This is a genomic window from Vibrio renipiscarius, from assembly GCF_000827885.1.
GTDB lineage: Bacteria > Pseudomonadota > Gammaproteobacteria > Enterobacterales > Vibrionaceae > Vibrio > Vibrio renipiscarius.
The window spans coordinates 492,262-515,942 of sequence record NZ_JTKH01000003.1; the positions used below are offsets into that span (position 1 = coordinate 492,262).

15 protein-coding genes and 3 tRNA genes are annotated in these 23,681 nt (G+C 47.2%); 7 read left to right on the forward strand and 11 right to left on the reverse strand.

Annotation, left to right across the window (positions count from 1 at the left end):
* Positions 1–23: 23 nt before the first annotated feature.
* The 5 genes from OJ16_RS02505 to OJ16_RS02525 form a co-directional block, all read right to left on the reverse strand.
* Entirely contained in the window at positions 24–1,148 is a 1,125-nt protein-coding gene (locus OJ16_RS02505) for a bifunctional tRNA (adenosine(37)-C2)-methyltransferase TrmG/ribosomal RNA large subunit methyltransferase RlmN (RefSeq protein WP_040987033.1), read from the reverse strand.
* A gap of 140 nt (positions 1,149–1,288) precedes the next feature.
* On the reverse strand, positions 1,289–1,735 hold the full coding sequence (gene csdE, locus OJ16_RS02510; protein WP_040987035.1) for a cysteine desulfurase sulfur acceptor subunit CsdE: 447 nt from the start codon (positions 1,733–1,735) through the stop codon (positions 1,289–1,291).
* A 10-nt stretch (positions 1,736–1,745) separates the two neighbouring features.
* Positions 1,746–2,555 carry a tRNA cyclic N6-threonylcarbamoyladenosine(37) synthase TcdA gene (tcdA, locus tag OJ16_RS02515; RefSeq protein ID WP_040987036.1) on the reverse strand — a complete coding sequence of 270 codons (810 nt, stop codon included), beginning with the start codon at positions 2,553–2,555 and terminating at the stop codon, positions 1,746–1,748.
* A 111-nt stretch (positions 2,556–2,666) separates the two neighbouring features.
* Entirely contained in the window at positions 2,667–3,767 is a 1,101-nt protein-coding gene (mltA, locus tag OJ16_RS02520; RefSeq protein ID WP_040987038.1) for a murein transglycosylase A, read from the reverse strand.
* Between the two features lie 89 nt (positions 3,768–3,856).
* Positions 3,857–4,294 (reverse strand): DUF2850 domain-containing protein, encoded by a 438-nt coding sequence (locus OJ16_RS02525; RefSeq protein WP_052810308.1) that lies wholly within the window; start codon positions 4,292–4,294, stop codon positions 3,857–3,859.
* 161 nt (positions 4,295–4,455) lie between these two features.
* Here OJ16_RS02525 and argA point away from each other — a divergent pair, with 161 nt between their 5' ends.
* Both argA and OJ16_RS20190 read left to right on the forward strand, forming a co-directional pair.
* On the forward strand, positions 4,456–5,793 hold the full coding sequence (gene argA / locus OJ16_RS02530) for an amino-acid N-acetyltransferase (RefSeq protein ID WP_040987040.1): 1,338 nt from the start codon (positions 4,456–4,458) through the stop codon (positions 5,791–5,793).
* 235 nt (positions 5,794–6,028) lie between these two features.
* Positions 6,029–6,208, forward strand: a complete 180-nt coding sequence (locus OJ16_RS20190) for a hypothetical protein (protein WP_040987042.1) — start codon at positions 6,029–6,031, stop codon at positions 6,206–6,208.
* A 61-nt stretch (positions 6,209–6,269) separates the two neighbouring features.
* Here OJ16_RS20190 and recD read toward each other — a convergent pair whose 3' ends face one another.
* The 4 genes from recD to OJ16_RS02560 all read right to left on the reverse strand — a co-directional run bounded on the left by recD (position 6,270) and on the right by OJ16_RS02560 (position 17,047).
* Entirely contained in the window at positions 6,270–8,384 is a 2,115-nt protein-coding gene (gene recD, locus OJ16_RS02540) for an exodeoxyribonuclease V subunit alpha (protein ID WP_040987044.1), read from the reverse strand.
* A complete protein-coding gene (gene recB, locus OJ16_RS02545; protein ID WP_040987142.1) occupies positions 8,381–12,001 on the reverse strand; it encodes an exodeoxyribonuclease V subunit beta in 3,621 nt (1,206 codons plus the stop codon). Before recB ends, recD begins: the two co-directional genes overlap by 4 nt.
* 348 nt (positions 12,002–12,349) lie before the next feature.
* The gene (gene recC, locus OJ16_RS02555; RefSeq protein WP_040987049.1) at positions 12,350–15,865 is read right to left on the reverse strand and encodes an exodeoxyribonuclease V subunit gamma; all 3,516 of its coding nucleotides are present in this window, start codon (positions 15,863–15,865) and stop codon (positions 12,350–12,352) included.
* A gap of 207 nt (positions 15,866–16,072) precedes the next feature.
* Entirely contained in the window at positions 16,073–17,047 is a 975-nt protein-coding gene (locus OJ16_RS02560; RefSeq protein ID WP_040987051.1) for a TDT family transporter, read from the reverse strand.
* A 155-nt stretch (positions 17,048–17,202) separates the two neighbouring features.
* Here OJ16_RS02560 and OJ16_RS02565 point away from each other — a divergent pair, with 155 nt between their 5' ends.
* Together OJ16_RS02565 and OJ16_RS02570 are read left to right on the forward strand one after the other, a co-directional pair.
* On the forward strand, positions 17,203–18,114 hold the full coding sequence (locus OJ16_RS02565) for a LysR family transcriptional regulator (RefSeq protein WP_040987053.1): 912 nt from the start codon (positions 17,203–17,205) through the stop codon (positions 18,112–18,114).
* Positions 18,115–18,274: 160 nt separating this feature from the next.
* Complete coding sequence (locus OJ16_RS02570; protein WP_005594192.1) at positions 18,275–18,583, forward strand: YebG family protein; 309 nt, start codon at positions 18,275–18,277, stop codon at positions 18,581–18,583.
* Positions 18,584–18,719: 136 nt separating this feature from the next.
* Here the strand turns inward: OJ16_RS02570 and vexH are convergent, their stop codons facing one another.
* Together vexH and OJ16_RS02580 are read right to left on the reverse strand one after the other, a co-directional pair.
* On the reverse strand, positions 18,720–21,857 hold the full coding sequence (vexH, locus tag OJ16_RS02575) for a vibriobactin export RND transporter permease subunit VexH (RefSeq protein WP_040987058.1): 3,138 nt from the start codon (positions 21,855–21,857) through the stop codon (positions 18,720–18,722).
* Entirely contained in the window at positions 21,857–22,921 is a 1,065-nt protein-coding gene (locus OJ16_RS02580; protein WP_040987059.1) for an efflux RND transporter periplasmic adaptor subunit, read from the reverse strand. The genes vexH and OJ16_RS02580 overlap by 1 nt, the downstream gene beginning before the upstream one ends.
* A gap of 272 nt (positions 22,922–23,193) precedes the next feature.
* Between OJ16_RS02580 and OJ16_RS02585 the strand changes: the two genes are divergently transcribed.
* The 3 genes from OJ16_RS02585 (at position 23,194) to OJ16_RS02595 (ending at position 23,653) form a co-directional block, all read left to right on the forward strand.
* Positions 23,194–23,278, forward strand: a tRNA-Tyr gene (locus OJ16_RS02585).
* A gap of 108 nt (positions 23,279–23,386) precedes the next feature.
* Positions 23,387–23,471, forward strand: a tRNA-Tyr gene (locus tag OJ16_RS02590).
* A gap of 97 nt (positions 23,472–23,568) precedes the next feature.
* Positions 23,569–23,653 (forward strand) — tRNA-Tyr (locus OJ16_RS02595).
* Positions 23,654–23,681 lie beyond the last annotated feature (28 nt).

A 23,681-nucleotide genomic window follows, 5' to 3' on the forward strand; every position in this document is an offset into this window, starting at 1 on the left:
TGGCTTTTTGAAATTTTGCTAATTTATAGCGCTTTAATGTCGATGCTTTCGCCCTTGGCGGCTTTCGCAACGGCCGTACGTTTCGTACGGTCAATCACGTCACCCACTAATTGACCACACGCGGCATCAATATCATCACCACGCGTTTTACGAGTCGTCACTGTGTGCTCATATTGCATCAGTGCTTTCTGGAAGCGATCGATACGTGAGTTGCTTGGCTTTTTGTACGGCGAACCTGGGTATGGGTTAAATGGAATCAGGTTAATCTTACACGGCGTGTCTTTCATCAACGCAGCCAGTTCATGTGCGTGCTCAGTGCCATCATTCACATGATCAAGCAATACATATTCGACGGTCACACGGCCACGGTTTGCATTTGATGAAGCGATGTAACGACGTACTGACGCAAGGAACTCTTGGATGTCCCAACGATCGTTAATTGGCATGATTTCGCTGCGCAACTTATCGTTTGGCGCATGCAAAGAGATCGCCAGCGCAACGTCAATTTTACCGGTCATTTGGTCAAGACCAGACACGACACCTGACGTTGATACCGTAACACGGCGCTTAGACAGACCAAAACCAAGGTCATCCAGCATGATTTCTAACGCAGGAATCAGGTTTTTCATGTTCAGCAGTGGCTCACCCATGCCCATCATTACCACGTTGGTAATTGGACGGCGGCCCGTTTCTTTTTGTAGGCCAATTTCACGCGCAGCACGCCATACTTGACCAATAATTTCAGACACTTTTAGGTTACGGTTAAAGCCTTGCTGTGCCGTTGAGCAGAATTTACACTCCAGCGCACAACCAACTTGTGAAGACACACACAGCGTCGCGCGATCTTCTTCTGGGATGTACACCGTTTCAACATCTTGATCACCAACACGCATCGCCCATTTAATGGTGCCATCCGTTGAATGCTGAGCCGCAGAAACCACTGGCGCTTTAATTTCGCAGCGCTCTTTCAGCTTCTCACGCAATACTTTGTTGATGTTGTTCATATCGTCGAAGTTATCCACACCAAAATGGTAGATCCACTTCATCACCTGTTCGGCGCGGAATGCTTTCTCATTTAATTCTTCAGCAAAGAATGTACGCAATCCTTGGCGATCGAAATCGAGCAGGTTGATTTTTTCAGTGGTCATGGTGTCTCTCAAGCAACGGAACATTATTAAGGGCGCGGATTTTACAGTCTTTAGCCAATGACAACAAGTGTGACAACAGCCTGTTTTGCTAAGACATTCAAATTGCAGTGATTAAATTTTGCACACAACGAGAACTGTGGTCATTTACTCGTTAATTGTTTGATCTGTTCAACAATGGCTTTTAAACCATTACCACGCGATGGGCTAAGGTGAGTAACCAGCCCTAATTGATCAAAGTATGCGTCGATATCAAACGTTTGAATTTGCGCGCTAGTTTTACCGTGGTATGCCGCCATCACAAGCGCAATTAAGCCACGTACAATACGGGCATCAGAGTCCGCACTGAAGTACCAAAGCCCATCAACTTGCTCGCTGACTAACCAGACTTGGCTTTCACAGCCCGAAACCATCACTTGATTCGATTTGAATTCTTCAGGCATCACGGGCAGTTTTTTACCCCATTGGATCACCTGACGATAGCGATCTTCCCACCCTTGAAAATTCTGCATTACCTCAACGATATGTTCCGCGGTAATGTTGTCAGAACCTGCGGCATAGCCGAAAAGGCATACTGGAAACGATGACATAGCCTCTCTCCTACTTTGCGTGTTTCTGGATCAGTTTTTCAAGAATACGTGCAACCGCGACAAAGCCAAACGTCGCCGTTACGACCGTTGCTGCACCAAAACCGCTGGCACAATCCATACGTTTTGGCCCTTCCGCAGTTGCTTTTACACCGCACACAGAACCGTCGGCCTGTGGGTATTTCAGCTGTTCCGTTGAAAATACGCAGTCTATATTGAATTTACGCTGTGGATTGGTTGGGAAATTATGGTGACGACGCAAGGTGTCTTTAATTTTCTTCGCCAGCGGATCCTGAATCGTTTTGGTTAAATCCGCAATCTTGATTTGCGTAGGATCGGTTTGACCACCCGCACCACCGGTTGTGATCACTTTAATTTTATTGCTGCGGCAATAGGCAAGTAAGGATGCTTTCGCACGCACACTATCAATCGCATCCAGCACATAATCGTATTCTTTGGTTAAGTACTCGTGCTGATTATCAGGCGTAATAAAATCATCAATCAAATTAACCTTACATTCTGGGTTAATCAGTTTTACACGATCGGCCATGACTTCAATTTTGCTTTGCCCAACGGTGCCGCTCATCGCATGGATTTGACGGTTGATATTGGTCACGCACACGTCATCCATATCAATCAATGTCAATTCACCCACACCGCTGCGAGCCAGAGCTTCAACCGCCCATGAACCAACACCGCCAATACCAATTACGCACACGTGTGCCGCTCGGAGGATTTCGACTTCGCTGTTGCCATAAAGACGGCGAGTACCACCAAAGCGTTGGTTGTAATTATCTGAAGCTGGAGTGTCTAATTCACGCATGACGTAAACCCTGTAAATCGGTTACAAAAACAAAGAGTGCGTTTTATACGCACTCTTTATTGAAAAGTCTAGACTCGCGGTGCGCCGGCCAATGCGGCTCCGCGTGAATGATTATTTTTGCTTCTCTGGCGGCATCGCCCAAGGCGCTTGTGTGGCCGAACCGTCTAAGCCTAACTTCCAAACTCGACCAAAATGTTTGTAATGGCCGGCTTCTGTGCCCGCTCGAGGCCCCATACCATGGTACAGATCGAGGTGATTTTGTTTCACAGCACCACCGGTATCAAGCACGATCAATAAGCGCAGTTGATGCACACCACTCCAGGTACCATCCGGTTTAAGTAGCGGTACTTCGGCTAAAATTGGGGTTCCCATCGGGAAGATTGAGCGATCACCGGCGACAGACGCCATTGGCAATAACGGAATACCCGCAGAGCCCGTGACGGGCGCATCAGCGCGGGGAGCAAAAAAGACATATGAAGGATTCTGCTCTAGCAGTTCACGAACTTTGGCTTCATCGTTCGCCAGCACCCACTCTTTGATCGCTTTCATTGACATTTTTTCACGTGAGACTTCGCCACGCTCAATCAATACTCGGCCAATACTCACGTAAGCTTTATTGTTTTTACCACCGTAAGCGAAATATTCAAGCGAGTCATCATCTTCAAAATGCACAAAACCACTGCCTTGTACTTCCATTAAAAATGGGTCGATCATGTTCGCCGCATAGCCAAGCTCTAGTCCTTTCCCTTCTAGCGCTCCGGCATTAATCTCCGCTCGTGTTGGGCAATTATCGCTGCAATCGGGTTTTGCATAGACTGGGTATTTATACTGTTCATTCGCCTGATGGCGCAGCTCCATGACTGGTGAGAAATAGCCGGTGAATAGCACGTTACCTTTGCTGTCTCCACCGCCTAGTTGTGCGGTTTGGATATCAAATTTGGCGAGATCACTCGGATCACCGCTTTCAAGTACCCATTCATTGAGTTTTTCATACAGAGGTTGATACACCTTCGCCATTGAAGGCGACTTCATCACCACCTGCTCGGCTTGTTTATGAAATTCAGTGAAATCTCGGCTACTGTCTGATTGCACATTTTCAACAGCGTTGAGCGTTTTGTTAAACTCAACATCTTTATACTGTTGTGCGCGTTCGGTTGGCTGAGCACAGCCAAAAAGCAGCGACGCGACTGCCAAAGGAAGGTATTTTTTCATTGCGAATAAGAGTCCATGAACACCGAGTTGCGAGCATGACAAACTCTCTATGCCAGAGTCAACGTTACGATGGTTAATGAATGTGAATTTTAACGAGATTTGACATAAACCGGTTGATAAAGCGCCTCAGACGCCAATTTCATTTCATTCCAATTGTGATAATAGAAGTGAAAAACTCGCTCTTGGGCACCATGCTGATAACGCAGCGTCTCACCATCAAAGCTGATTTGAGTATCCACAACGCCGCCATTCACCGCGACGCCTGTTTGATTGATGACAATCTGCTCCGCCAGATAAGGCGCAACATCGTATTCAACCCAAGTGCCATAAATCAATGATGGTGGGTAAGCAACCTGCTGGTATTTCGAGTAAAGCGCCGTACCCAATGTTATCGAAAGAAACAGGCTGGCCCCCGCACCGATCAAAAAGAAGAATGTTCCCCCTCGACGTTTCAGCCCATTCGCCTTCCATAAACCTGCACTTTGAACGGTTTTATCGGCAGCATTTTTTTTCGCGATAATGCTCATAAGCTGATGACCTGATGGGAAAAATCAATCTATAACATGCTATTTTTTCCCTCACAATCTCACTAAAGCGTTTATTGGGTCTTTATTCCAAAAAAATCGCTTGCCAACTTTAGAATAAATTTGCACTATAATCACATATAAATTCACCCATGGATTGTAATGTGAAAATACGTAGCACCGCATTAGTTAAAGGATTTCGTCAGTCAACACCTTACGTCAATGCCCACCGAGGAAAGACCATGGTGGTCATGTTAGGGGGCGAAGCGGTTGCCGATGAGAACTTTAAAAATATCATCAGCGATTTGGCGCTCCTTCATAGCCTAGGCGTGAAAATCGTACTGGTGCATGGTGCTCGTCCCCAAATCAACGCGATGTTGCAACAAAATCAAGTCATCAATGACTGTCATAAAGGCGTTAGAGTCACGGATGAAACCAGTTTATCGCTTGTCATGCAGGCCGCAGGTCAACTGCAACTGGCCATTACTGCACAGCTTTCAATGAGCTTAAGCAATACCCCTATGGCGGGGACTCAACTGAATGTCGTCAGTGGTAACTTTGTGATCGCCCAACCACTTGGTGTGGATGATGGCGTCGATTATTGCCACAGCGGACGCATCCGTAGAATTGATATTCAAGGCATTAATCGCATGCTTGATCAGGGCTCGATTGTTTTGCTCGGCCCCATCGCCAGCTCCGTAACCGGCGAGTCTTTCAACTTACTCTCCGAAGAAGTGGCAACCCAAGTGGCTATTCGCCTTAACGCGGATAAGTTAATTGGTTTTTGTTCAGCGCAAGGCATTATTGATGAACAGGGCGGCGTGGTCGCAGAATTGGTGCCGCGAGAAGCCGAACTGGTGTTAGCGAAATTAGAAACCGACGTGGATTGCTCTCAAGATAACGCCTCTGGCACTTTACGATTTTTGCGCGCAGCGATCACCGCGTGTCGTGCCGGCGTGCCGCGCAGTCACTTAGTGAGTTACAAAGAAGATGGCGCTCTTATCCAAGAACTCTTTTCTATCGACGGGATTGGTACCCAAGTGGTTTACGCCAGTTCAGAACGAGTGCGGATCGCTGACATCGATGACATTGGGGGCATTTTGGATTTGATTCGCCCATTGGAACAACAAGGCATTCTTGTGCGTCGTTCACGCGAACAGTTAGAGCAAGAAATCCATCAATTCACCATTATTGAAAAAGATGGTCTGATTATTGGTTGTGCTGCGCTCTACCCCTATCGAGATGACAGCATGGCAGAAATGGCCTGCGTTGCGATTCACAAGGATTATCGTGATGGTAATCGTGGCTTAATTTTGCTGAACTACATGAAGCAGCAATGTCGCCAAGAAGGCATAAAGCAACTTTTTGTCTTAACGACTCACAGTCTTCACTGGTTTAGAGAGCAAGGGTTTTATGAAGTTGGGGTTGAGCAATTGCCTTCACAAAAGCAAAATCTCTATAACTATCAAAGGAACTCAAAAATTTTAGCCACCAGAACCTAGCGCTTAAAATCTGGTCTAACCTGTTAAAATTCAAACAAAAACAACTCAAAAAATAACAATAATGGCCACTTAACATGGCCATTATTTACGTTTGTCTCAAATATAAGCTTTATTTCATATATTTTGTTGGTTAATATTCACCCAGTTCACATGGTTGATTGGATTCAACTTCAACTAAATTGCTAGACCGCACGGATTGCTTTGGTCGATATCAACGTCAACTAAGAGCAACACTATGAAAACGATAATTTGTAATTCACTACAGAGCTTTTGGGATATGGCAGAAAACGATCTGCTGATTAATCTCGATGTGCACTGCGTATTTCCGACTTCGGAGCACTTACAAAAATTTATTATCAATTCTCAGGAAAAGTACCAAATACGCAGCATCTCTTTTACCAGCGCATTTTTATAAGCGCTGACCCACTTTCGCTTGCTGTGAAGAACCCGCTAAAAGCCAAGGACGGTTTAAAACCTTAACCTTTCAGTCGGACCATTAAACCACTCGCTCGTTCTGTCATCACTTTAACGCCTCGTTTGACCACCTCAGGTTGCGCATAAAGCGCTAAACGTTTTTTCGCACGTGTGATGCCGGTATAAATCAATTCACGCGTCAAAATAGGACTAAAGTCTTTTGGCAAAATTATTACGGTAAATTCAAATTCACTGCCTTGTGATTTATGAACCGTCATGGCATAAGCGGTTTGATGTTCAGGCACACGGCTTGGCAGCACTGATTTCACACTGCCATCGGGTAATTCAAAAAAGACTTTGAGACGAGGTTCTGCCAATGAATCATCCAACATACAGATGCCGATATCACCATTGTATAAACCAAGTGCATGATCGTTACGACTAATCATCACAGGACGACCGTGATACCAAAGTTCATCTTGAGTTTGAATGCGTTTACGCGCCACCAACGCTCGCTCAATACGATGATTTAAACCGCTGACACCAAAGTCCCCTTCACGCATGGCGCACAGCAGGCGACAACGAGCAAACGCATCAAGCCCTGCTTTTGCCAGCTGAGTCATACTTTCTTGAACGCCGCTCTCTGAATGGGTTTGGCGCACCGCAATCCGTTTGAGGTAATGGCTGTATTCCGCCACCATGGTCTGAATCAGCTGATTGTAGTTTTGCATATCAAGCGGAAACTGCTCAATATCCTCAAAGCCACGCTGCCAAACCGCGTCAAGTTGATAAGCCGACCCCGAATTGACGGCTTTTGCTAACTGGCCAATGCCGGAACGCGCATCAAAGCGATAGCTCTTTTGCAGCATACACAAGCTATCGCCGACACGACTGCCTTTATTGTTCGCATGCTGATTGGCTAATGTGGTGAACCCCGACAATTGCGCAATTAACTCCCCTTGCGCACTGCTGTAACCATAATGATAAAAAGAACAGATATCGCCTAATACCGCCCCCGCTTCAACCGACGCCAGCTGATCTTTATCCCCCAGCAAAATCAAGCGAGCATGCTTGGGCAGAGCCTCAACGACTTTGTACATCATGGATAAATCGACCATCGATGCTTCATCCACAACCAAAATATCTAGGTGCAGTGGATTCGCTTGGTTGTGGCGAAACTCTGCGCTATTAGGTAGCGCACCTAACAAGCGATGTAATGTGCTTGATTCGGTCGGAATCGCCGCTTTTAACTCAGGGCTAACCGGTAATTGATCCACGGCTTTACCAATCGATTCGGTAAGACGTGCCGCCGCTTTACCCGTTGGAGCCACTAACTTAATGGTCGGTGTGTGGCCACTTTGTTGTGCTTGCTCAATCAGTGCCGCCAACAATTTGGTCACCGTTGTGGTTTTACCGGTCCCAGGGCCACCGGAGATCACCGCAAAACGTTTCGTCAATGCAATCGCTGCCGCGACTTTCTGCCAGTTGACGCACGCCGCTTGTGGCACAAGCTGATCCAATGAAGAAAGCTGCTCTGCGCGCGTGGCGTGCAAAAGCACTTGATCAATCGAGCTCCAATCGAGTTGGCTGTCATCCACCACATCCAGATGATCGCACACCAGCTGTTGGCGCTGTACTTGCGTCAGACTCTGTGAATGCGACAACGCGGAAAAAAGAAAGTGATAGCTACGAGCAAATAAATGATCGAGCAATTGGGACAGCTTTTGCACCTCTGTAGGCTTTAAGATCATCGCAGCCCCAAAGCCGGTTAACTTTTCCGCTAAGGTCACTTCATAATGCCAATAGCGGTGGAGATAAAGCCTTTCGCCATCAAACACCAAAGGCAATGGATCGGCCTCATGCTCTTTCGGTTTACTGACCCACGGCGATTGTTGTAGTAACGCGGCCCAATCCACAGCCAACAAAGACTGGTTGAGTTCGAGTGCGGCTTCGCCATACAAGCCCACCTTCGTCGCGAGATCCACCGCTTGGCCTTGTACATCCTTCAGAGGCAAACAAATATGGCCTTTGCCTAACTCGCTACTCAGCACGCCAGTAATAAATGCCAGCTCTGGATGTTGGGATTTTGCCTCAATAAAACGCGCAAACTGATAATCAAGCTGACGAAGAGAGCCCTTTGTCGCTAAACGCTTAAGGGTGGTCATTAATACACTCATAGACCCAACTCCATTTGCCCTGCCGCGTTATCGCGTCTTTCAATCAACTCGCCATCAATCAATTTATCTAACTCAGTTAAAAATTCAAAACTCGGTTTGGCGGAAAAAATACCATGCTCGCCTGCACCATCCATACCCCGCAAGAACAGGTAATACACCCCACCGAAGTGGCGTTGATAATCATAATCCGCCACGCGACTACGCAAAAAACGGTGCAGTGCTAGCGCATAAATTTGGTATTGCAGATCGTAGCGGTGATCCGCCATCGCTTGACGCAAAGCATCACCATGATAATCCACGATGTCATCGCCTAAATGATTTGATTTCCAGTCGAGCACATAGTATTTACCCTGATGTTCAAACACCAAATCGATAAAACCTTTGAGCATCCCCTGCACGGTTTGGAAGCCGAGATCGCCCGCTTTCGCCGATAACGGGTCATTGCGTTGAATCACACGGTTGAGCTCCGCTGACGCCAACACTTCAATCGGCAGTAAAAATTCCATTTCCACCAGACGTTGTGCTGGCCCTTTTTGATTGAGACGCAGATCTTTGCCGTCCAATGGTGTCGCCAATACGGTATCAACGAGTTGTTGGAGAATCGGCAACCACTCGATATCGAGCTGTTCGCTTTCCATTAACGCGATAATTTTGGCCTGATTCTCTTCACTGCTGGCGGGTTGGGTAAATTCCACTTCCTCAAACAATGAGTGTAAAAAAGTGCCTGGACGCGCACCGCGAGGGAAAGTAAAAATCGAACGAGCCGGCTCTAATAGTTCTTGTTCATCTTGCTCGCCAGATGAATCGACATCGAGCCTTAATAGCTCACTCGACGCATTATCATGGTGGTGAGAACCTTGTTTCACTAAGCCGGAATAACTGGTAATGCGCCAACCGCGATCAATCGCTTGAGTCAGTTCTTTGGCATGCAAAGTACATTCAACCTCCCCATGGGTCACAAACCCATGCGGGTGTGATTCCGGTAATCCTTCGAGCACAACACAAGGCAGACCTTTGGTATGTAACTCTATTGCTTGGGTCAAATCGCTCACGCCACCCGCTTGGCCATTTTGCAATAAATAGCCCATCGCACTGTGGTGGACACCTGTCGGCTCTTTGGTTGAACGACCATTACGCAATGGTGCTGCACCGATAAAACAACCATAAACGGCACGGGTTAGCGCCACGTAAATCAAACGCAGGTCTTCTGCTAATCGCTCTTTGTCGGCTTGTGCTAACGCGGCTTTATCACGGTTAATATCTAAAATAGTGCGATCGCTTTCTGCGTCATAATATTTCGCCTCACTGGCTTCACGGTAACTCAAGACAAAAGGCAAAAAGACCAAATCGTATTCCAATCCTTTCGATTTATGGATGGTGACGATTTGCACCAAATTGCGCTCAGACTCCAAACGTTGGATCTGATCGTCACTGCCACCAAAGCCATTTTGTGCATCGCTGATCGCTTGTGCGAGCCAGCGTAACAGACCATGGTCGCTATCAAGTTCACCACTGGCTTGCTGCAACAATTCGCCCAAGTGCATCAAATCCGTCAGGTTTCGTTCGCCGCTGTCTTCTTCCAATAAGCGTTCCGCGATATGGCGTTTACTCATAACGGCGCGCAGCATCGGCAGCACACCCCGTTGTAGCCACAACTTACGGTATTCTTTGTATTCGTTAACCGCGTTTTCCCACGCCGTTTCATCGTTATTGAGCGCATCCAAACTGCCCGCATCTAACGCGAATAACTCTGACGCTAAACTGGCGCGCAAAGCACGATCGTTTTCAGGGGTTAATACCGCTTGCAGAAGACGTTGCACATCTTGCGCAACCGCCGAGCTAAACACGCTATCACGGTTAGATAAATAGACACTGGCAATGCCTTGCTTCGCCAGCGCTTCTTTGATCATTCGACCTTCGTTACCGGTGCGCACCAACACGGCGATATCGCCCGCTTGAATCGCCTTATCGCCTTTATCACTGCTAAAGTGCGCTTGCTGTTGCTGCGACGCCGTTAAAATAGTTTGGATTTCATCCGCAGTCGCTTGAGACATCGCTTTGAGGTATTCGCCCTTTGGCAGCGGTTTGTCTTCTGCTTCTTGCAACCAATAGGTCAGTGCGGGCTGTGTTTTACCATTGAGTGACCAAGCGCGTTTATCAGCACTTGGGCTCGCCGCAACCGGTAAAAAAGGAATGTCTTGATCGTAAATAAACGCGCTGTCAGGCAAAGCAAACACTTGGTTAACCGCCGCGACCATATCGGCACTTGAACGCCAGTTAGTACCCAGTGTGAAATGCGATGAAACCTGATTACGCGCTTTGATATAAGTAAAAATATCCGCGCCACGAAAGCCATAAATCGCCTGCTTCGGATCGCCAATCATAAACAAGCCGCACTCGGGATGATCTAAGTAAATTCGACTGAAAATACTGTATTGCAGCGGGTCGGTATCTTGGAATTCATCGATCATCGCCACTGGATACAAGCTGCGAATACGCTCGGCCAATGCGCCAAGTTCATCCGCATCCATCGCCGCCGACAAGTTGGTAAGCAAATCATCAAACGACAGCCACTGCTTTTGTTGTTTCGCTTTGGCTAAGCTCACTCGACAATGCTCAATCGCATGGGCCAGCAGCGGCGCTTTAAGACTGATTGGCTGGCTGATGAAGGCTTCCACTTGAGCAAACACAGCATGCTCAGGCGCTTTCCCTTTGGCCGTTTTCTCAATGAGTATATTTTGAGCAAAGCGTTCTAATTGCTCAGGAAATTCATAGCCAGTCGTGTCGCTGCTCGCCCAAGCGCCGACCGCGTCCAACCAAGTCGGGAGGGATTTTTTTGTGTAGCTGCGTTTGTTGATATCAGAGTCGCTGATCAACGCAAGAAAATCATCGGCGCTCTCACGCCACAGCGCTTTGAGCTGATCAATTTTCGCTAAATTCTGCTGATGTAACTCACTCAAATCCCCTTGCATTGCAGCAACGGAGAGCTGCAAAGGAGCGCCGGTTAAGTAACGCGAAATTTCACCTAATAATGCCGATGGTGAGTTCCAGATTGAGCGCACTTCACCGGCCAATTTGAGCGGTAATGGGTAAAAGTTACGACGCCAATAATCGGCCACCACTTGTGCTTTAAGATGGCTTTCATCGGTAACGAATTCATTATTAAAACGACTACCTGATTCAAAGGCATTTTGCGTGAGCATGCGCTGACAGAAGCCATGAATGGTGTAGACCGCCGCTTCATCCATTTGTCGTTCAGCTTGCAATAAAATCATCGCCGCTTGCTTGTGATCGTCGATTTCAGCAAGCAAAGGTTTGATGACAGGATCGGTACTTTCTCCCCGAGCAAACGCCAAACGCGCATCATGAATACGCGCGCGAATACGATCGCGCAGCTCCGCGGTTGCCGCCTCGGTAAACGTCACCACCAGAATTTGATCGACCGTTAATGGCGTTTGGTGGCGCGTATCACCCTTGCCATGCCCTAGCAACAAACGCAAATAGAGCCCAGCAATCGTGAAGGTTTTTCCGGTGCCTGCCGACGCTTCAATGAGTCGAGCGCCATGCAATGGGAACGTCATCGTCTCTAGTGAGGTGACAACTGAATTCGATGTCATAACAATCAAACCTTTATGTAACTTCTGAATCAAATCATTCACATTCTTAAATGTGACTTAGCCTTGATATTGAGTGTTTATCTGCGCCTAAAACAAAAGCGGCAAATTTAATGGGAGCGCTCTCACAGAACCTCCCCCAGTTAAGCTTTAATATCCGCGCCACGTGTTGAGCAAGTTATCAATTTGCCAACCCACCGAATAATGGTCCCTCTGACCACTGGCCGCACAGCGAACGCCCTACACATTAATAACGATTTACTGGCGGCCAACCACTTCTCTGCACAATTTATCTGCAATGTCACAACCTTAATTGCCACACACCTAAACCGCTGGACCACCAGACTGTCGTTATTCATCATGCGCGTCTTTAACCAATAGTCTTGGTGCTTGAATGACCAATGCCGCTAATGAACGTACGTCTTGCGCTAAGGTCTCATTCCATTGTGGCCAAATACGACTTATGTAAGCGTTGTTCCCTTCGCCACTGCTCATAAAACCATCGTTAAACGACTCAGCCATTTTTTTCAGCGATTTTTCTTCGTCATCCGCCCAAGCGCCACCACGACTAAAGCCCGCTTCAATCGACGCCAGTGAGGTTTTTGGGAAGTAAGCCAGTGGCTGCGTCATGCCTTGATAGAACAAACGCACCAGCTCCGCCAATAAGTTTTTGGCGTAATCACGGTCATCAATCGGTGGATAAATCAGATGCACGACGCCTTCTTTGCGATCATAACCCATCATATGCGTGCGCTTGGCGATCCCCATGGCTGACATCGCAAGATGATCAATCCACGCCGACAAATAATCTTGTGGGCGAATTTTTCCGCTGCGATAGCGAACGAGTCCCGATTGATAAGACTGAGTCAGCCAACCTTGCAATAAGATCGGTTTGCCTTCTCCAAGCACATCAAACGTAAGATTGATTTCAATATCATCGCCCGGCGCGCTGGTCACAAAACGCAACGCTTCTACTAATTGCTCCGCTTGCACGCGATTGGTTTCAAACTCGATATCCCCGAACGCCCCGACCGGCAACTTGCCTTGAGCGCGCTGCTGATCGACAAAGGTTTGCACCGTTTGTTCAGGATTAGCATTGGTTTGCAACGGCTCCGTCAGTAAACGATCCAGTAATGCGTCGCGGATTTGATAACTCTCTAAACCGTCGAGAATAAACGGCTCTTCATCGGGCATGATCGGCAGTGGAGGTTCAAACATCACTTTTAAGCGGCGATTGAAGAAATACTGCACTGGTAAGCGCCAAAAACGTTGCAGTTCCACCAAATCCAAATCAATTGGGTAACTGACGTCGGCCAGATAATCACTCAGCTGGCGGTTAAATTCACCACTGCGTTGACCTTGACGATTCGCCGCAGGTAGCCACTCTTTCGCGTAACTGGTGTGGCTCGTAAACGAGGTCGAAGTATCGCTAAACGAGGCTGGGCTAAACGGCACCATCGCATGCTGTCGGTGCAAATTAGCCAGCAATTTGTCACCGGATTCATCACAACTCAGATCGGCATCGTCCGCCAAACGGTAGTTCTGATGGCAATATTCCAGCAGCTCAGAGACCAAAACCGACGGTACGCGCTCAGTGTTATCTTGAATCGAGCGGCCAACATAACTGATGTAGAGCGTTTGCTGCGCAGACAAAAGGGCTTCTAAAAACAGATAACGGTCATCGTCACGACGAGAACGATCGCCCGCTCGAGTGCGACCATTCATCAAATCAAACCCTTCTGGTGGCATTGAACGTGGATAAACGCCGTCATTCATGCCCAGCAAGCACACCGCTCTAAAAGGAATGGAGCGCATTGGCATCAAGGTACAGAAGTTCACTTGACCGGCTAAGAAACGCTGACTCACGCGAGTACCCGACAGTTTATTTTGTAAATACTGGCTAATAATACTCGGGGCAAGATCCGCGTGATAAGCGGCATCATCAAGCTGTTCTCTTAGCGAAGTGAGGGTGTCGCGAATCGATTTTAGAGCAACTTCGCCCTCTAATTCGACTTTGAAAAAATCATCCAACATGGCGGTCAGCAGCTGACGCCAATCATCAATACTGTGTGCATTGGCGAGTTGGTGGCGATAGCAACTCACCGTATCAATAAAGTGTGCCAGTTTGCCCGCCAGTTCAGCCCCCATACCTTGCACTTCGTTATATGGCGATAGCGATTGTTGCCCATCATCAAAAAGCCCCGCCGATTCGGGCATCGCATAACCCAATAGCATCCGTTCGATACCGAATTGCCACGTATTTTGCGCAGTGGCAGGCAAATCAAACTCTGCGCCTGTCTCAGGATTTAACCCCCAACGAATACCCGACTCTTCAACCCAAATCTTCGCTTGTAAAAACTCGTCTTCACTCAAATCAAAACGGTTTAGGATCGCCGGAATTTCCAATAACTCTAATAACTCAGACGCTAAGCAGCGGGTGTTGGCTAAATTCAATAGCTGCATAAATGCGGCTAGGATTGGACTTTCTTGATCAGCACTGCGGTCAGAAATCGAATAAGGGATAAAGCGTTCGCCCGGCGCGTTACCAAACACCGCTTGAATCGCAGGGCTATAAGCGTTGATATCCGCCACCATCACAATAATGTCGCGCGGTTTTAGGCTTGGGTCGGCATCAAACATGCTGAGTAATTGATCGTGCAGCACTTCCACTTCGCGCATTGGGCTGTGACAAGCGTGCAGGGTTAGCGAATGGTCATCACCACGCACCACTTGTTTGTGGTGGCTTGAGGTTAACTGTTGATCATCTTGATGTTCTTCAAGATTGAGGATGTCGGCCTGCAATTGCTGCAATAAGGAGTCACGCCCCATATCGACAAAGGCTTCAATCTCATGAGATTCCAATTGTGACAACAAGTACATATTGTCACGGCCCAATTTCCCCATCGATGCTAAGAGGCTATTACCGACCACATCGGTATGCAGATCGGCATTTTCACCATCAAGCACATGAGAGTCGGCCTCATCAAAAGCAAGATTATCTTCGATGCTGCCTTTGAGCTGATCGCTCTCCCCATCAATCTCCGAATGCTCGTCGCGCCATACCAAGTGTTTACGCTGCTTCGCCGCGAGCTTAGCGAGGAATTTTCTGTCTCGCACATCGCCCCAGTAATAACGGCAAGGGTTGGTAAACATTAAATGCACATCGATATGCTCACCGAGCGCTTTAAGCGCATCCATATAGCGCGGAGGTAATGAGGTAATACCAAACACAAACAAACGCTTAGGTAAATTTTCAAAGCGACCTTGGTAGCTCGCTAAGCTATCGATGAAATGCTCATAAAGATTCGCACGGTGATACGGCGATTGTCCAAGCGCTAGGGTGTGGTCGTACAGCGCTTGCCACAAAATCGGCTGCCACGGATGTTCATCACCAATCTCCGCGACAACTTGGCCTGATTCCCAAGCGGCAATCCATTCTGGGCGATACACTAAATAGCCATCGAAGATATCGGCAATTTTTTCCGCTAACTGATAGAGCTTTGAGCTGTCGCTGTCATCTTCTAAATAACGCTGGAGGGGAGCAAATTCCGTTTGGTCGAGTAAGCCCGGCAAAATCTGCATCAGCTTCCAACCCATCGATTCCTTGTTAAAGGCACTGCGCTGAGGTACATCCGCCAATACTTGCGTGAACATGTTCCAGATAAACGTCGCAGGAAGCGGGAAATCGATGTTGGCAGCAACACCAAACTCTTTTGCTAACGCCATTTTGAGCCACTGCGACATACCCGGGCTTTGAACCAATATTTGTTCTTTTTCAAATGGGTTCTCAAGCGGGTCAATTCTAACCAGCTCAACCAGGAGGGATTTCAGTACATCAACTTGATTGGAGTGATAAACAGTAAACAAAATAGACGCTCAAAATGGTTAGCAAAACTGACTTGAGCGTAGCATAACTGCCCTGTATTTACTGCCGATTTGACTCGTGTTTGCGTCGTGTTGCTGCTTATTTATTCAAACGATAAAAACCAATAAACCAAGAGGGTACAACACGTACCACTCTTGGTTTATGACACAGAGAAAGACCATCACACAGAGAACAAAAGTTTGCGGTTTCTATTTACTTCCGCGGCGCATGATCACTTTGTGTGGCTGATAGAAATGGAAGTAACGCGCGGCCACATAACCCACCACTAAGGTTGCAATCCACAATTCAACCAACGCTAAACCATGCACTTGTGCAACATAGTGATCCGCGACATTGATATTATGCATCCAAGCGCTCAATTTAAACAACGCCGTCGAACCGATCACCATTGGGAAGGTAAACGCGGCAAAACCGGCACTAAAAGGTAAACGAAGCAATTTAATAAACGCTAAATAGATCACGACGGTCATCAAGACAGCAATACCAAATAGCACACCAATAATTACTGGCGATGGATCGCTCGTCACGCTGAGGTAACCGGCCAATGAAAGACTGGCAGGCGCCGCCAAAATCGCTAATGTTGGCTTCGCCGCGTCTGGAATTTCTTGCGCAAAGATCAAACGGTAGATCATTGCAGGCAGCATGACCGCATAAGCAACAAGACCGAAAATTAATGTTCCTTGAGCGATAAAGGCCAGGTGAGGGTTACCTGAAAAAGAAACATCCGCCACCACAATACCCACCGGTGGTACAAACCAGCTTGGCACCATATGATGCAGTTCAAACGCTTGCGAGCGGTGGCAAATAAAGCTGGCTAAGAACGCAATGTGCAACGCAACCGCGAATAACCATAAAGCGTCACCCGCCCATGGCGAGAATTGACCAAGTGCATTCGACACAACCATGGTCGCCATCGCAAAAGTCGGTACCACACTGCCCACAACGGGGTGAGCCAGATCTTCGCTTAAAAGATGACGATGAAAGAAGAACTTCACGGCAAGAATCACCAACAATAAAGAGGCAATGGCAGCACCCGTCAATTGACCAATACCATTTAAGTCAGCGGCGTTCTCCCAACACCAGCCGAGACTTGCAATACCCAACGCCAATCCTGCCATTGGTGTTGGCGCGCCGAATACTTTTGCTTTTGTTGCTGTGATCATGGCTCACACTCCGCTCAATCTCTTTGTTATGCCATCATTCTACGCTTGCACTTTGTTAATATATATCTAATTATTTAAAACTCATGTTCAGTTAAACTAAACAAAGACTAACTCGACACTTCTTCAAGAAAGTTAAACCGGAAAATGAATCATTTATGGCCGTTAATATCTCGCTAAAGCAGCTCAAGGTTTTTTCCACCATCAACCACTGCGACACGTTAACCGAAGCCGCACAAACGCTCTTTCTCTCTAAAGCCGCGGTAAGTATGGCGCTGGCAGAGCTAGAAAAACAGCTTGGCCATTCATTATTTGATCGGGTCAATAAGCGCTTAGTGCTCAATCAAGAAGGGCAAAAATTGCTGCCGTTGGTCGATGAATTACTGCACCGAGCAAAAGACATTGAACAATTACTTGAAGATGATTCGACGTTAACGGGCCAACTGCGAATTGGCGCGAGTGATACGATTGGCAATCAAGTTGCGCCTTACCTCCTTAGCGCCTTTCGTCAACAAACAGGGCATCAAGCTCAAAGCCTCTTTATTTCAAACTCTGCATTGATTTGCGAGAAACTGGTCGACTATGAGCTCGATCTTGCACTGATTGAAGGAAAAACGTTGCACCCAGAACTTGTCTCAACGCCGTTTAGCCAAGATGAAATGTGCATCATTTGCAGCCCACACTCATCACTCGCAAAAATGGCGATACCCGCGGTGAGTGACTTAGAAAACAGTGCTTGGATCTTACGTGAGCCGGGATCCGGTTCACGCGAGTTCTTTTTACGTGCCATCGCCCCGCGTATCGAGCATTGGCAAGAAGCCTTTCAGCTCAATACCACCGAAGCGCTCATCAATTGTGTCTCAGCAGGTCTTGGCCTTGCCTGTCTTTCTCGTTTAGCGGCAGAGCCCGCACTAAAAGATGGCCGAGTGATCACACTTGATTTGCCACTGGATATGAAGCGTCGCTTTTGGCTGCTTGTCCATAAAGAAAAGTACCAAAATCCGTTACTGAAAAATTTTATCGAATTTTGTTATCAGTGGGATCAAGCAACACCTCCAGCCACTCAATAACCACAGAAGCAACCGCCGAACAAAAACCGGGCAACCGAAAAGGCACGGCACAAATGGTGAGCATCTGAGTCGCACTTTTAAGCTGTCATCTAGACTTATTTGGTTAAAAACTGTATAAACAGCCAGTAATTGAACATTAATTAGAGCTAGAGGAACCACCATGGCTGTAATCGTAAAATACGTAGTAGAACGCAACGGAGAAGAGAAAATGACTTTTGCCTCTAAAGCGGAAGCGGATGCTTATGACAAAATGCTGGATACAGCAGACGAGCTATTTGCACTACTCGGTAAAAGCGACATTTTAGAAGACGAAGCGAAGCAAGAAGACTTGGCGATGTTCTTAGCTCAAAACAAAGATGAATTGCTTTACGCAATTGGCGCAAAGCGTCGTCCTGCACCAAAGAAAGCGAAAAAGATTGAAGCTGTCGCGGATATTGAGCAAGACGAGCAAGAAGAAGACGCAGCGTAATTAACGCTCGCGAGCCCCTCTTCATCAGACGAGTCTGCGCTCGCTGTTCTTGAATAATAAAAAACCGAAGCCATGGCTTCGGTTTTTTATTGTCTTCACCTTGTGTGACATAACGTGAAGGTCAATTAATTACGGATTAGTGCTCACCCATGTCGCCAAGCTCACCGTGAGAAGTTCGCCCTTTAAAATCATGGTTAAGCTCTTTGTTAAGCTCCGCTTCAACATGACCTGGTGCTTGAGTGCTGCCTGAAATCAAACGATACATCGCAGGAATCACGAACAAGGTAATCAAGGTCGCAAACGCCATACCAAAGAAGATCACCGTACCCACAGCCACTCGGCTTTCGTAACCCGCTCCCGTTGAAAGAATCAAAGGAATCGCACCCGCCAGCGTCGTAAATGCCGTCATCAAGATCGGACGTAAACGACGTGCAGAAGCGTCAATGATGGCTTTTTCAAACTCCAAACCGCGATCGCGTAATTGGTTGGCAAATTCAACAATCAAGATGCCGTTTTTAGTCACCATACCGATCAGCATGATCATGCCAATTTGGCTGTAGATATTGAAACCTTGATCCATAACAAACAGACCAAAGAAGCCACCAAATACCCCCATCGGGACGGTAAACATCACCACCAACGGGTTAATAAAGCTTTCAAACTGCGCGGCCAGTACGAGATAAGCCACCAGCAATGCCAATGCAAAGACCACCATCACACTCGATTGGTTCTCTTTATAATCTTTCGATTCACCGGAATAGCTTACGCTCACGTCATTTGGCAATATTTCAATCGCTTGCTGATCCAAATAATCCAATGCATCGCCCAGCGTATAACCATCAGAAAGGTTGGCTGAAATCGTCACCGATTTTTGCTTATTGTAGTGAGATAAACGTACCGATGATGCGACTTCTTCAATCTTAGTCACCGCATCTAACGTCACTAAATCGCCCGATGCTGTACGCATGTAAATCTGTGTCAGATCCGCGGCATTACCAAAGCTATTTTCATCACCACGCAAGTAAACATCGTACTCTTCGCCACGTTCGACAAAGGTTGTTTCGCGTTTACCGCCAAGCATCACTTCAAGGGTTTCAGAGATCTCCGAAACGCTAATGCCCAGTTCAGCCGCACGTTGTTTGTCTACCGTTACCAATAGCTCTGGCGTTTTCTCTGAGTAGTTGATTTCCGCCCCTTCCATAAAGGGAGATTCTTCCGCCAACAGTTTCAGTTTTTCAGACCAATCTTTCAGCTCTTGATAATCCGCACCGCCTAATACAAATTGTACCGGCTCACTTGAACCACCTCTAAAGCCCGGTGTGAACGGGAACGCACGCACATCAGCAATACCAGACAGTGCTTTACGAACCTCACCCAGCGCTTGTTGCGCAGTAACAGAACGATCATTCCAGTCGTCCAGTATCATGATCACAAAGCCAGTTTGGTCACCCGCCATACCGCCAAACGCCGGCGTTTGAATACTGAATGACTTTAGGAAACCTTGTCCAAGTAGCGGCATTAAGCGCTCTTCAACAATATCCATATTCGCCGACATACGGTTGTAACTGGTCGCGTCAGCACCACGAACAAAAGCAAAGATGACGCCGCGATCTTCACTTGGCGTGAGCTGTGACGGTACTTGCTGCATCAAGCCATAGCTGCCACCCATACACGCTAAAATCACCACAGGCGCAGCCCATTTCGCTTTCAACGCGGCAATCAATAGATTGCGGTAACTTTTCTCTAAACGGCTAAATAAGCGTTCAATAAAGAGATTAAAACGACTTGGTTTCACATTCGATTTAAGAATCTTGCTACCAAGCACTGGCGTGAGTGTTAACGCGATCAATGAAGAGAAAATCACCGACATCGCCAGCAATACGGAGAACTCGGTAAACAGCAAGCCCACCATGCCATCCATAAAGGAGATTGGCAGGAACACCATCACTAATACCAAGGTGGTTGCGATAACGGCGAAACCGACTTCGCGTGTCCCTTTATAAGCCGCAAGCAGTGGTTTTTCACCACGTTCAATGTGATGGAAGATATTTTCAACCACCACGATGGCATCATCCACCACCAAACCGATGGAAAGAATCAACGCCATTAACGTGATTAAGTTAATCGAGAAGCCAAAGAAGTAAGCGGCTATAAATGAAGAGATCAATGATACCGGCACGGTAACGGCAGGAATCAGGGTCGCTCGAGCTTGACCAATAAAGATGTACAGTACAAGAATAACCAGACCACCAGTGATGAATAGCGTGCTATACACCTCGGCAATCGAGCGCTCGATAAAGACGGTTGAATCATAATCGACCGCTAAGCGAGTCCCAGCAGGTAAAAACTGTTGAACGGTCTCGACTTCTTTATGCACTGCCGTCGCAACTTCAAGCGGGTTAGCGTCCGATTGCGGCACAATGCCCAAGCTCACGTTGACCACACCGTCGCTCTTAAAGGTCGAATTTTCGTTCTCAGCACCGATGTAAACATCTGCGATGTCTTTGAGGTAAATCGGTGTGTTGTCGCTCGCGCGGCGCACCACAAGGTACTCAAAATCCTGGGCGGTTTTGTAAGTGCGGGCGGTACGTACCGACATCACGGTTTGATCGTTACGAACTTCACCACCTGGGCTTTCTAAGTTTTCATTACGCAATGCTTGAGTAATATCCGCGGTAGTCACGCCACGCCCAGCCATTAATTCTGGCTTGAGTTTGACGTACATAACCTTGTACAAGCCGCCCGAGATATCTACCGAGCTCACCCCTGAAATCAAACTAAAACGGTCCATCAATACGCGTTCAACGTAATCTGTCAATTGCGTTCGGTCGAGATTGGATGAGCTTAAGTTGATGTATAACGAGGCTTCACCTGAACCATTGTTTTTATAAACAATTGGATCGTCGGCTTCTTCAGGCAGTGAGCGCTGTGCACGTGCAACCGCATCTCGCACATCACTCACCCCGGTATTCAAGTCGTACCCTAGATCAAAGGTAATCGTAATGCGTGACATGCCATTACGCGTGGTTGAGGAGATTTCATCAATGCCACTGATCCCCGACAACTGATCTTCCAGTGCCGACGTTATTTGGCTTTCAATGATGGTGGCCGATGCGCCGTCATAACGCGTACTGATCGACACCACTGGGCTCTCAATATCCGGCATTTCTCGCACGGCGAGTTTGGAGAACGAAACGATACCAAACACACACAACAGCAAGCTGAGTACCAGAGCCGAGACTGGCCTTTTTACTGAAACATCAGATAACCACATTACTTGTCACCTTTTGCTTGCTGTGGCTTTTGGTCTGCACTGCCTTGTTCTTTAACACTTGCGCCATCACGCATGTTAACGATGCCTTGCACAACAATCTTATCGCCAATGGTTAGCCCATCGGTAATGACAACTTGGTTTTCAACACGTGCGCCCAGCAATACTTGAGTGCGCGTCGCTTTGTTATCATCACCAATCACGTAGACATAACGTTTTGTCCCTGAGTATTCCAATGCTTGAACGGGAATAATCGGTGCGTTAATCGCAGGGAAATCCATATCAGCAGACACCAGCATACCCGGCTTCAATTTTAACTCGCTGTTTTGGAAGTTGATTCGCACACGTAAGTTGAGGGTCTCTTGATTAATACGCGAATCGATCCCCACCACTTCGCCTTGGAAGACTTGTTCACCCCAAGCACTAGTGGTGGCTGAAACTTGCATGCCTTTTTCAATCTTGGCAAGGTAACGCTCTGGCACTTGCAGATCCAATTGCATCACTGACAAATCATCAAGCGACAGTAACTCTGTCCCTGCAGACACCATTTTTCCGCGGCTAAAGTCGATAAAACCGATCGTGCCTGCAAATGGCGCACTAATGTGCAAGTCTTTTAAGTTCGCATTGGCGGCATCAAGGCGTGCTTGAGCGATCTCAACATTGGTCTTTTGCGCATCGATTTCTGTTTGCGTAATCGCATTACGCTTCACCAAACGCTCAAATTCTTTCAGCTTACGCTGCTCATCTTTTAAATACGCCTGCGCTTCTTTTACCGAAGCTCGCGCTTTATCATCATTAAGTTGGATCAGCAGTTGATCTTTATTAACTTCTTGATTGGCTTTTACAGCAATAATTTCCACCTTTCCGGTGGTTTCTGGCGATACCATCACCGATTGCGCCGCTTCCAATTTACCGACTAAAGACAGAGATTGGGAAACTTGGTGGGTTTGGACTTGCTCAGTCACAACAGTGACGGCTTGTGAACCTTGTGGACCACGAGCGAATGCAGCCGGAGAAGCGCTTAAAATTGACGCAGTAAGCAACGTTAGAATCAGTTTATTTTTCATTACTATGTATTCATCCAGAAATATCTATCCTCATTTTACTCGTAATTTCGTGCTAGAAACGTCAAGGAATGTAAATCCTACTCACTCTATCGCAATTAAAAATCACCTCAATTGGTAGTAAAACGTTCAATTACAGGCATCTTTGTCCAAAAAGACACCATTCAACTCAAAATCAGAAGAAAAACGCTTTACAGTATTTAGGAGTTTGCTATGATGCGCTCCGAACTTGAGAGATGCGTTGGGAAAACTTCTTTTAAGTATAAAAATACCCTGGAGGGGTTCCCGAGTGGCCAAAGGGAGCAGACTGTAAATCTGCCGGCTCCGCCTTCGATGGTTCGAATCCGTCCCCCTCCACCATATTTTTTCTTGTGATTCTCGTAAAGAGTCTTGTAAGAAACAAACTTGAATGAATGTGTTGGGAAAACCTCATTTAAGCTTACTTTGTGAAGAGTAAGAAAACACCCTGGAGGGGTTCCCGAGTGGCCAAAGGGAGCAGACTGTAAATCTGCCGGCTCCGCCTTCGATGGTTCGAATCCGTCCCCCTCCACCATATCTTCTCTGCTTTATTAAAGTATGAGAACAACTTGAATGAATGTGTTGGGAAAACCTCATTTAAGCTTACTTTGCGAAGAGTAAGAAAACACCCTGGAGGGGTTCCCGAGTGGCCAAAGGGAGCAGACTGTAAATCTGCCGGCTCCGCCTTCGATGGTTCGAATCCGTCCCCCTCCACCATCTMTTTGCTGCTTTCTTACAGATTGAG